Below are 11,935 nucleotides of genomic sequence, written 5' to 3'. Positions count from 1 at the left end.
AAAGTACCAGAACTCTGATACTCTCAAATTTTTTACTGACTGTCCAAATATTAATTAATTTCCAATTTTACTGTTGGCTTCTTTATCTGCTTTTTCCATTGCTGCTTTTAAATCATCTGCAGTTGCACCTTGTTTAAAAGCTGTTGGTATAAAGTTTCCAAAAGCATTCTGAACGGTTGTTAAGTTAGTACCGGACTGCCATGATGTCGCAAATTTAATCGAATCTTGATGAACTTGCAAGCGCGGATTTTCTTTCAAGAATGCTGATCCTTCAGCTACATCTGGACGAGTTGCTAAGGTACCCACACCATTTGTCCATGTTGTCATTCCTTCCTTACCGGTTACAAACTTAATCCATTTATCTGCTAAGTCTTTTGATTTAGTATTCTTATACTCGCCCCACCCGACAGTAAATTGCATGGTCATCGGCTTCCCTTGATATGTCAGGTTAGGGATGATATCAAAGTTCAAGTCTTTATATTCATCCAAATAAACCTTATAATTCCAGTTTCCGGTCAGAGTCATTGCAAATTTTCCTGTCGCAAAGCCTGCACCTTCATCGCCAGCACCAACCTGTTGTGGTGTTGCTGCTGCACCCGCATTAAACAAGTCAACAATCGTTTTAAGACCTGCTATCGAATCTGGATTAGCCAGATCAGACTTACCCTCCTCCGTAATTGGTGACGTTCCTCTTGCCATTTGGAACGGCCATGTACGTGCCAAATCAGCATTTTGGTTAATCAGATAAACCTTGCCTTTGCCATATGCTGCATCAATCTTAGCCTGAGCTTCAGGTGCCCATTTGACCAGTTCTTCATAGGATTTTGGAATGCTGGCTTGATCAATCCCTGCTTTTTCAAAAATGTCTTTATTAATATAAATTGCCAGTGTAGAAACATCTTTTGCTGCAGCATAAGGCTTTCCATCTGCTTCAAAAGCACTTGAAATCGTTGGATAGAAATCCTCTTGATTAATAACGTCTGACAGATCATTCAACACACCTTGCTCCTGTAAGTAGGGAAAGAACGCCGAGTCAATATAGAAAGCATCCGGTGCTGTACCGCCCGACAGATCTGTTGGTAACTGTGTGGTGATATCTGTATAAACTTTAGGGACAACATCCACATCATTTTCTTCTTCAAATTGTTTAATCATTTTATCAAGGGTTGCATTTTCGGTATCAGACCCTTTCCAATAACCAATAGTTAGCTTTTTACCATCTTCTGCAGAGGACGTTCCCTGACCACAAGCCGCCAATGTTAAAGCAGCCAAGGCTGCTGTGCCGAAAATTGTTACTTTTTTCCAATTTTTCATTTGAAAAACTCCTTTATTTTAGAGGCAGAAATGCCCAATTTATAGCGTAATTGTTAATGTGTCTTCAAGATTCATGATTTGATCTTTATGGATAAATTGTAGAGCAGGACCTTCTGCTTTTGTCAGAACCATTTTTCCTTTACCAATTTCAACAGAAATAGCTTGTCCTTGGTAGTCGAAACCATACGATAAATGAGACCAAGCTTGAGGTAGATTGGGTTCAATGCGGAGCTTACCTTCAATCATACGTACGCCACCATAACCAAATACCACCATTTGCCATATTCCTCCTAAAGATGCCGCATGAATGCCAGGATCAGAAGATTTCATGTATTCTCCCATATCAATATTCATAGCTTGCTTAAAAAAGTCATAGGATTGATTGAGCTTACCTAAGTCTGCAGATAAAATAGCGTGCGTCGAGAGCGACAGTGAGCTATCGTGTGTCGTTTTTGGCTCATAGTAATCAAAGTTTTTAAGTTTTAATTCCTTTTCAAACAATCCTTCAAACAACAGCATGAGTAACAATACGTCAGCTTGTTTCGTCACTTGGAAACCATTTACTTGGTGCAAATTATAGTCATGGAAGAGGCCATCAACGCCATCTGCTGATTTATACTTGGTCAAATCAAGTTCAGGCTTGCTTAAATAGCTATCATCTTGCGGAATAATGCCAGCATTTGTAGGTTGAGGCAAGAAAATTTTATCAACCTTCGCTTTAAGATCAGCCTGTAGCGCCTCTAAGTTAAATTTCTCATCTAATCTAGCGTACACTTCTGGTTTTTTAGCTTTCAAATGTTCAATCAAATCAATAACATAAGAAATGTTCCAGTGTGCCGTGTAGTTCGTATAAGCATTATTGTTAATTTCTTCTTTATATTCATCGGGTCCCATAACATTTGTAATGACATATTGAGCACTAGAGGTATCAAATTCTAATCTGGAAGCCCAGAATTTAGCAGTATCTACTAATATTTCATAAGCTTTTTCATTTGCGAAAGCTTGATTTCCTGTGACATCGAGATATTGTTTTACCCCAAAAGCTACATCCGAGGTGATATGTTGTTCAATAAAGCCAGACAAGATTTTCATTGCCTTTCCTGTTACGATATCCGCTGCTCCCCAGACCGGTGTCACCTCACCATCTGTAGGCCAAGCGGCTTCCCAAGGATACTGCGCACCTTCATAGCCATTGTCAATGGCCTTCTTGTGTGCACCAGCTAATCCTAAATAACGGTAAGTCAACAATTTCTCGGCAATTTCTGGATGCGTAAAAGTAAAATAAGGCAACATGAAAACTTCTGTATCCCAAAAGGTATGGCCTTTATAACCTTGGCCAGATAAGCCTTTAGCTCCGATATTCATTCTCTCATCGTGGGCAGGTACCATGCTATGTAAATGATATTTAGCAAAACGAATCGCCAGTTGGTCACGTGGATCTTCAGATTTTATCTTTATAGGATGCTTTTGCCAGATCTCCGCCCAAGCCTGAGTAGATTCAGCAAGCAGCTCTTCAAAACTTTGACTTTCCAAGTCCTGAAGTTCACTTACTGCCACATGGCGCATGTTTTGAATACTGGAATCGTTGATATCATTATCAATACTAGTATAAACAGAAGCACGCTTTTCTAAGGTGACCTGCTCATTTTCTGCAAGTTTAAAATCAAAGTTCATAGAGAAACTGCGCCGCCCAATTTCCGGACGGGATGTGGCTTGAACCTTTTTCAACTCATGGCAAGCTGAAATAACAAAATCCAGTTTACGGTGTGTGGTTTGTGGACACATTTGTAAAATCTTACCATCAATGAGGCCCTTTTCACCTTCCGTAAAATGCTGACTTCCCTCATTTGAGACTTGGCCATTGATACCTGTTTTAATGCCAATGGAAACAGGAGAACCAAGATTTTCGATATGAACTTGCGCAGCCATAATATGCCGCCGTTTTTTGGAGATAAAACGTTTAAAAGTCATTTTTAGGGACACATCGTCTTTAGACCACCTCACTTCTCGCGTGAGGAGTCCACTTTTTAAGTTAAGCGTTTTTTTGTAAGTTTCAATTTTTCCTGTCAAAAGAGAAAATGGCTGACCATTAATTTGAAAATCCATGCCCCAAACATCGGGGACATTTGGCAACTCAGTGACTTCATTTACATCAAAATAGTTGAAGGTTCCTGAAACAAATGTATCTCTGCTTTGACCGATATAAGATTCTTCTTCTGCCGCGCGTGAGCCGATATACCCGTTCCCTAAGCTCATCACACTTTCTGTTTTTCCAAGATAACGGACATCAAATCCTTCTTGACTAATTGTCCAATCTCCATAACTCATTCTTGCGCTCATTTATTTATTACTCCTTATCACTAAAACGTTTTAGTTTTAGTTAAAAAAATTATTTATCAAAATAGTGTTGGTTTCTGAAAATAAGTACGACTGCTCCTAAAAGGATGATACCTAAACTCAGGATAAGAGGAATATGCCATACAGGACTCGTTATTAAAAACGCAATCGTATAAACTATATAAGCTCTTAAATAGTACTTCGGATCATAATTTTCACGATAATACCATGCAATAGCATAGCTTACCAATACTGTCATGACCAAGGGTGAAAGTAAAGACCAAGTGGATAAGTTATCTACCATCTATAATTACCTTTCCTTTCCCGAGCCAGTCGTGCAAAAATTGACCTCTTAAACCATAGGTGACAAGACTCACACCAATAAAGAACCAACCAGCGAGTGGTATTAAATATAAAATCTTAATTCCCTCCCTTTGTGCGACATCTGCTAAATTTTTTGAAAAAGCTTCTACACGTAGCTTGGCAAAATATTTACCAATGGTTTTGCCCTCAAAACTCGCCACTGCTAGAGCATTGTAAGCAATGAAGAGAAAAGCTGCTATAAGTTGATTAAAACTCCCCAGCCTTGGAAATAAGCTACTGCTTATCAGTAAGACTGGTAAATAGACAACGATGAGGTCAATCATACTGGCTAAAAGACGTTGAATCATTAGTAAGAATTTCATTTCAATCTCCTAAAACGTTTTAGCTAGTTATAGTATAATGTAATCGTTATCATTTGTCAAGTGCTTCTGATATTTTTTTTACTTTTATTTTATATCACAAAAAAGTGCACTCACTAAAATCGTGCACTTTCTCTCACAATAATTTCATATGGAATCAGTCGTTTTCGTACGCGTCCTTCTTCTATCTGCTCAATCACATCCGAAACGGCATTTTTTGTAATTTCACTAATATTCTGTCTTACCGTACTTAAAGTTGGGGTAATGTATGAGGCCAAAGTGATGTCATCAAAACCCACAACAGCAATCTCATTTATCATCTGGCGTTGAATTAATGCTTTAATAATCCCAATTGCCATCAAATCACTGGCTGCATAAATAGCGTCAAATTGTGCCACATTAGGATATTCCCGAATTAAATCAAATGCTTTTTGTTCTTGATAATCAGCATAAAGAACATGTGGCTCACATTGCCCTAAGCCTTTTCGATATCCGGCTTCACGTGTTTGCGAAACGACTGCTTCTTTAGAGCCATTTACAAAAAGAATCTTCTTATAGCCCGCATGAATTAAGCGCTCTGTCACTTCAATCGAAGCCCCATAGTTGTCGACAGCTACCGATCCGATATTCAAATCATCCAGGGCCAGATCGATTCCTACGATTGGCAAGGATAAGCCCGACAATTCTTCATAATAAGGATCTGATGTCCGTAAGCCTTGGATGATGATTCCTGAAAGATCATATTCTCGAGCCAGCTGCAAGAGCGACTTTTTTTCCTGCTTTTTACGGTCTGTTGGAATAAACATAAATTCATAATCGGTTTGGTCAACACTATCAATGACTCCACCTAATATTTCGAGAGGCATCGCAACACCGCGTGTTACATTTATTTCATTCAAAACGAGGGCAATGATTTTCTTTTTTTTGGTGGATAAGTGTCGCGCTGCACTATTAGGAGTGTACTCTAGTTTCTCAGCCGCAGCAAAAACTTTTTTCTGAGTTTCTTCACTGATGTCCTCGTAGCCATTAAAGACACGAGAAACAGCACTAATGGACACACCTGCAGCTTTTGCCACATCTTTAATAGTTATTTTTTTCATCTTTCTCCTCGTACAAACTGTTTTCATCATAGCATTTTTCATACGTACTATCAAGAACTAAAACGTTTTTTTATTTGACAAGAAAAATGCCTATCTCTAGGCATTCTAAGCTTTTACTTCTTGTAAATAAATTTGATTTAACCTTCCTTAATACGTACTTCGGTATCTTTATCAAAGAAATGTGCTTTATTAAGATTAAGTGTGACAGTGATTTTTTCGCCAGGCTGACGGAAGTCTCTTGCTTCTACACGAGACACGAGTTCTGCATCTCCTGCCTTCAGATAGAGCATTGTTTCAGCACCCAAAAGTTCTGAGACAGTGACTTCAGCTTCAATTTGTGCTTCAGGATAAGCTTCCTCTGCAAGAATTGAGGCGGAGATATCTTCTGGACGTATCCCCATGATGACTTCTTTTGAAGAATAACCTTTTTCTTTAAGGAGCTTGTGTTGGCCTTCTGGAAGCGTTAAGCTGATGCCTTCACCGATGAGTTTGTTGCCTTCAATTTTGAGACTTAAGAAGTTCATCGCTGGGCTACCGATGAAGCCAGCAACGAATTTTGTCGCTGGTTCATTATAAAGTTCTTGAGGTGTGCCGATCTGCTCAATGCGTCCGACAGTACCTGATTTGTCCGCGTTCGGTGTTGAACTCATAATGACAATACGATCTGCGAGAGTCATCGCTTCAGTTTGGTCATGAGTGACATAAATGGTTGTAGCTCCAATGCGACGGTGAATTTTAGCGATTTCTGTACGCATAGAAACACGAAGCTTGGCATCCAAGTTTGACAAAGGCTCATCCATAAGGAAAACTTTAGCATCACGAACAATGGCACGTCCCATAGCTACACGTTGACGTTGTCCACCAGACATATCGGCAGGTTTACGATCAAGTAGATCAGTCAGTCCAAGAATCTTCGCTGCATTTTCTACACGTTGCTTGATATCATCTTTTTTATGCTTACGCAGTTTAAGTCCAAAAGCCATATTGTCAAAAACCGTCATATGAGGATATAGGGCATAGTTTTGGAAAACCATGGCTATATCACGATCTTTAGGTGCAACGTCATTCATCAGTTTACCATCAATAGTAAATTCGCCTTCTGTAATATCTTCTAGACCTGCAATCATACGCAAAGTTGTTGATTTCCCACAACCTGATGGTCCAACAAAGACGATAAATTCTTTATCTTTGACATCTAAATTAAAATCTTCCACCGAATATTGTGTAGCATTCGGATATTTTTTATAAACCTTGTCTAATTTAAGTGTTGTCATTGCTTCTCCTTCATCTTGTTGTATTTAAGCTATCTTCATTCTAATGCAAACGCTTCCTTTAAACAATATCTAAGATGCACAAAAAAACTGTACAAAATGCACAGCTTTATTTCTTTGTTATGAGGCTCAAACTATTAATCTTTCAGCGCATTTTTACAACCCCAGCTTGAACGATAAGAGCAGGGCGCACACCACCGGTAGTCCCCGATTCGGCACGCGGGCCAGGCAAAAGGGCTCCCAAAGGAATGCCATCCTCGGTGGTCTCCCTATGTATCCCCCAAGCCGTAGGCCCAAGCTCATGCCAAGGGTGCCATTGGGGTACATTTTCAGCACCTGTACGTGTAAACCACCACTCCCCATCACCAGCTACACGATTTTGCCAAGTTCGGAATGGTACATTTCCACCCCCTCCTGGACTCTGTGCTGAAAAGTATAGCACATCCGCCATAGATAAGGCAAAGGCTTGCGGTATTCCCTGTGGATTAACACGCGTCAAATCTTGGGCTACCGGACCCTCAAGATTACGCGGAGCCCAACCTTCAATCCCTCCCCATTCAATATAATTCGGAGCCACAGTCACTGGTACATCATCTCGTGCAGGTATGACTACTGGCTGAACACGTTCTTTAAAGTCAAGATTTAGCCCTGCATACCAACTCGCTAATACCGTAGGTTGCTCATTCCATGAAGGGCCTTTAATTGTGCGATTACGGATAATCATATGTTCATGGTCTCCTACTTCTCCAAGATAGAGGAATTGCTCCCCCGCTGTTGTGAAGCGATTACCTGGTCTTAATGAGGGTAAGAGGCTATCAAGTTCAGAGTCAGGAATGTTTGCATCAGGATCCAAAATTTCTCCTCCTCTGATAAGATGAAGGAAGTCTCCTAATACATCACTAAAACCAATGTATGCTGGTTCATCCTGAAAACGTGGTATATCAGGGCTTAGAGTATTCACCTGTTCCATAGGTGGCGGCATACCAATCAACTCACTCTTCACATGCACACCATAATAATAAGAACCTTGAAAGTTATGGACGACCTCTGTCATATGAGAGGCATCTAGGAGATAAGATGTAGCTTCCCCTGCTTGAAGGGCTCGTGCATAGTAGGCCCATCCGTTCGCTTCATCCATCACCCAGTAATTGCCAAGTAAATCATCACCATCAGAGTTTCCCTCTCGAAAAGCAGTATAACGTTCATTCCACTGATGGAGTGTTATCGGTGCCCGGTCTTGATACAGGTTTTGCGCTGTTTCACGCGTGATGGTTTGTCCCGGCCATTGGCCAGTGTTAGTATAAGTATCACCTTGACTCCAGAAATTAGCAGTACCGGCTCCGGGATGCGTCGCTCTTTGATAGAGTTCTCCATCCTCTCCTCGGTAGCTCAGGTCACGGGCGTGTCCTGCTGCCGCGGTGATAGGGCTATTATATGCTGTATTAAAAGTTGGTAAGTACCATGGTGGGCTGACGTCTCCACGGCTATAACCAAATGTTAGGTTAGATAGCTCATTAAAGGCAGCTGAAAGACTGTCATTTCTACGCTGTGAAACATCGGTTGCTTCTGGAATGTAGGTCGTCCAGCTGTCTAAATCTTCACGTTCTCCAGATATTATCGGTTGCCAAACATCACTTCCACGCTCTTGAAACTCCCCGAACTCAGAAAGTTGAAGCCTTACAAGGATAGGTTTTTGACCAAAGTTTTCGACAAAGACATCTTTATTTTCATCACCATCAAAATAGTCATGTACACGTCCGCCAACGTCAGCACGGTTTTCGAATTCTCGGTCATTGATGGCTTGTTGGTTGAATGCTGTAAAGGCGAATGTGCCTCCGATTAAACCAAAAATGAGCAAGAGTGCAATATTCCGCAGTTTACGTTTCTTTTCTTGGATCATTGGTTCACCCCCTTAAGATAAGGCAAGCTTACAATTGGGCAATAATAATGCTCTGCTCTGCTAAAGGATTATACAACATAGGTGCTCCTTCTTCAAGTTTTTTGTTAACTTCAAGTAATTTATTTTACATTTATTTAACTATATTGTAATATTTTTCTTATTCATTTCAAAGTAATATCCACATTATAAAAATGCCTCTATTGGCTGTTATCCAATAGAGGTATTTTTACGATTTTAGAACTTTAGAGATGTTCTAGCATTTATTTTACTTCTTCTTTGAGTTGTTCGGCTTCCTCAGCAAATTTCTGAGCAACGGCTTCGAGATCTTCTTCTTCCTCATCTCCCAGATAATGGTCATTATTGATTTCATCGAGGTTGACAAAAATTTCGATGTGACCATGGAGATTTCTGAAAGTTACTGGTGCATCGCCTCCATACTCGCCATCCACATTAATCATCATTTTTTTATCTGTGAGGGGCTCGACTTTGATTTGGCTTGATTTTAGGTATTCAATATTGACATCATCCACGTGACTACCTTTAATCACCATGGAAATCAAAGCCAGTAACTCGAATAAATTATCTGTCTTCACCAAGATAAGAGTAAACAGACCATCATCTAGTTTGGCATCTGGTGCGATTTTTTCAAATCCTCCAACAGAGTTGGTTAAGGCCGCAAAAAACATGGAAATCTCACCTTCAAACACGCCATCGTCATGCGTAACCTTGACTTTGCGTTTACGAATTTGGGGCAGTAAATCAACACCTTTGGCAAGATAAGCCAAGTAGCCAAAAGCTGTTTTCAAACGACTTGGTACACTATAAGTCAGCTCTGTTAAGCTTCCACCAGCAGCAATATTGATAAAATACTCGGCATCATTCACTTGACCCACATCAATATTCAAAGTCTGATTTTTCCCAATCATTTCAACAGCTGCTAAGGGCTTATTGCGTGGGATTTTAAGTGCACGCGCAAAATCATTAGTTGTCCCTGTGGGGATAATGGCTAACTTCGGCCTTTTATCAAATGGAGACATTCCACTTACTATTTCGTTGATAGTGCCATCACCGCCAGCTGCTACAATAAGATCAAACCCTGCTTCAGTGGCACGTGCAGCTTCTTTTTGAGCAGACTGTGGTTCTGGTGTTGTCTGAAAAGCAGAGGCTTCATAGCCGAAACTTTCTAACTTATCCAAAATATCCGCGACATTTTTTTTAATGATTTCTTGCCCACTACTTGGGTTGTAAATCAATCTTGCTTTCATAATTTCAGCAACTCCTCTTCTGACCAAACTTCAATGCCCAAATCCTGTGCTTTAGCCAGTTTTGACCCAGCATCTGCTCCAGCTATAACTAAATCTGTCTTTTTAGAAACTGAGCCTGAGACATTTGCACCTAAAGCTTCTAATTTTTCTTTTACCTCAGTTCGTGTCATAGCTGTTAATTTCCCTGTTAAAACAACGGTTTTCCCTGATAACACACTGTCTGTCTTGGGCTTAAGACCAAGATAGTCGAAGTTGACTCCCGCTTCTGCCAATTCTTGAAGCAAGACTTGCGCACCTTCTGTGGCAAAGTAGCTGGTTACAGCTTTGGCAATAACTGAACCTAAGCTTGGAATTTCAGCAATTTCTTCTAAGCTTGCTTGCGACAAGGCCCGAAGATTACCAAAACGCTCCATTAATAGTTTGGCAGCTTTCGATCCTACATGACGAATACCCAAGCCAAAAAGGAGCTTTTCTGCGGAGTTTTCTTTTGAGGCTTCAATGGCATTTAATAACTTGGTTGCTGATTTTTCTTGAATCTTATCCAGTGCCACTAATTCGTCAAGCTGCAACTTATAGATATCTGCCACATCTTTGATTAAGTTATTTTTGAAAAGTTGCGTAACTATCGATTGCCCCAAACCAGAAATATTCATTGCACCACGACTGGCAAAGTGAATAAGTTTTTCACGATTTTGTGCTGGACAAAGCGGATTGATACAGCGTAAGGCTACTTCATCTTCGAAATGCAAAAGTTCAGATGAACATTCCGGACAATATTGAGGGATTGCCATTTCTACAGAATCTGCTGGACGTTTCTCAAACAAAACACGTTGAACTGCTGGAATGATATCCCCTGCCTTATAGATCATGACTTTGTCTTTAAGACGGATATCCTTCTCCTTAATGTAGTCAACATTATGCAGTGTGGCGCGTGATACTGTCGTCTGCGCTAAGGTCACAGGAACCATATTTGCTGTTGGTGTAACGACCCCTGTACGCCCTACTGTCCAATCCACAGACAGAATTTCCGTTTCTGCCAGCTCAGCTGGAAATTTATAAGCGATGGCCCAACGTGGAGCCTTGACTGTAAAGCCTAACTCTTCTTGTTCAGCTAGATTATTAACTTTGATGACAACACCATCAATATCATAGTCTAAGTCATCCCGAAGAGAAGCCACGCGCTCAATGAAGGCCCAGACTTCATCAATATTTCGCGCAAAAACACGTTCTTTGTTGACGACAAGTCCAAGCTTTTCTAAGTACTCCAAAACTTCTTCTTGAGTGTCATTTGTCGCAGGACTCGCTTCTTGATAAAGGAAGGTTGCCAAGCCACGCTTGGTCACCTCTTTCGTATCTAACTGTCGTAAAGTTCCGGCTGCTGCATTACGCGGGTTGGCAAAGGAAGGTTTACCTTCAAGTTCGCGTTCCTTATTGAGTTTGACGAAATTTTTGCGTGGCAAATAAGCTTCACCTCGCACCACAATGTCAATAGGTTCTTTTAATACCAGTGGGACGTCTTTGATGCGTTTAACATTTTCTGTAATGTTTTCCCCTACACTGCCATCTCCACGTGTCGCAGCTACGACAAGTTTACCTGCTGTATATTTAAGAGAAAGTGAGAGACCATCAATTTTTAACTCACAAATGTATTCAGGCTTTGGAATGATTTTACGTACACGTTCATCAAAGTCTTCCAGCTCTTCACGTGAAAAAGCATCTGCTAGGCTGTAGAGATTGTATTCATGAGTATATTTTTCAAATCCTGATAGCACAACATCGCCTGTACGATGGGTCGGTGAATCAGCGCGTATCAAATGTGGGTTATCGTGTTCTAGAGTTTCTAACTCACGATAAAGGCGATCATACTCCGCATCTTCAACCGATGGCATATCCAAGGTATAGTATTCGTGAGCGTACTTATTTAATAACTCCGTTAAATCTTTGATCTTTGACTCGATATTCATACTAATAATTTTATCATATTTTTCGGTTTCCTCGGAGTAAGAAAGTTGTTATAATGGAGAAGTTCAATAGCTTATGTTAAGCTTAATTTTTATGAGGTTTT

Annotated in this window: 9 protein-coding genes; all 9 read right to left on the bottom strand. The window is 40.4% G+C overall.

Going from position 1 to position 11,935, the window contains the following annotated elements:
• Positions 1-54: 54 nt before the first annotated feature.
• Entirely contained in the window at positions 55-1,314 is a 1,260-nt protein-coding gene (locus P3G65_RS02515) for an ABC transporter substrate-binding protein (RefSeq protein WP_019292896.1), read from the bottom strand.
• Between the two features lie 39 nt (positions 1,315-1,353).
• Positions 1,354-3,654 carry a glycoside hydrolase family 65 protein gene (locus P3G65_RS02510; protein WP_019292897.1) on the bottom strand — a complete coding sequence of 767 codons (2,301 nt, stop codon included), beginning with the start codon at positions 3,652-3,654 and terminating at the stop codon, positions 1,354-1,356.
• Positions 3,655-3,703: 49 nt separating this feature from the next.
• The gene (locus P3G65_RS02505; protein ID WP_019292898.1) at positions 3,704-3,955 is read right to left on the bottom strand and encodes a hypothetical protein; all 252 of its coding nucleotides are present in this window, start codon (positions 3,953-3,955) and stop codon (positions 3,704-3,706) included.
• A complete protein-coding gene (locus tag P3G65_RS02500; RefSeq protein ID WP_019292899.1) occupies positions 3,945-4,337 on the bottom strand; it encodes an RDD family protein in 393 nt (130 codons plus the stop codon). The genes P3G65_RS02505 and P3G65_RS02500 overlap by 11 nt, the downstream gene beginning before the upstream one ends.
• A 113-nt stretch (positions 4,338-4,450) precedes the next feature.
• On the bottom strand, positions 4,451-5,434 hold the full coding sequence (locus P3G65_RS02495; RefSeq protein ID WP_019292900.1) for a LacI family DNA-binding transcriptional regulator: 984 nt from the start codon (positions 5,432-5,434) through the stop codon (positions 4,451-4,453).
• A gap of 137 nt (positions 5,435-5,571) precedes the next feature.
• Complete coding sequence (locus P3G65_RS02490) at positions 5,572-6,708, bottom strand: ABC transporter ATP-binding protein (protein WP_019292901.1); 1,137 nt, start codon at positions 6,706-6,708, stop codon at positions 5,572-5,574.
• A 142-nt stretch (positions 6,709-6,850) separates the two neighbouring features.
• Complete coding sequence (locus tag P3G65_RS02485; RefSeq protein ID WP_019292902.1) at positions 6,851-8,605, bottom strand: hypothetical protein; 1,755 nt, start codon at positions 8,603-8,605, stop codon at positions 6,851-6,853.
• Between the two features lie 260 nt (positions 8,606-8,865).
• Positions 8,866-9,870, bottom strand: a complete 1,005-nt coding sequence (locus tag P3G65_RS02480; protein ID WP_019292903.1) for a diacylglycerol kinase — start codon at positions 9,868-9,870, stop codon at positions 8,866-8,868.
• The gene (ligA, locus tag P3G65_RS02475) at positions 9,867-11,834 is read right to left on the bottom strand and encodes an NAD-dependent DNA ligase LigA (RefSeq protein WP_019292904.1); all 1,968 of its coding nucleotides are present in this window, start codon (positions 11,832-11,834) and stop codon (positions 9,867-9,869) included. Before ligA ends, P3G65_RS02480 begins: the two co-directional genes overlap by 4 nt.
• Between the last annotated feature and the right edge of the window lie 101 nt (positions 11,835-11,935).

Origin of the sequence: Lactococcus sp. bn62 (genome assembly GCF_029492705.2) — a bacterium.
Taxonomy (GTDB): domain Bacteria; phylum Bacillota; class Bacilli; order Lactobacillales; family Streptococcaceae; genus Lactococcus; species Lactococcus petauri.
Note: the sequence above shows the minus strand (reverse complement) of the source record. Positions and strands in the feature narration are given on the sequence as shown.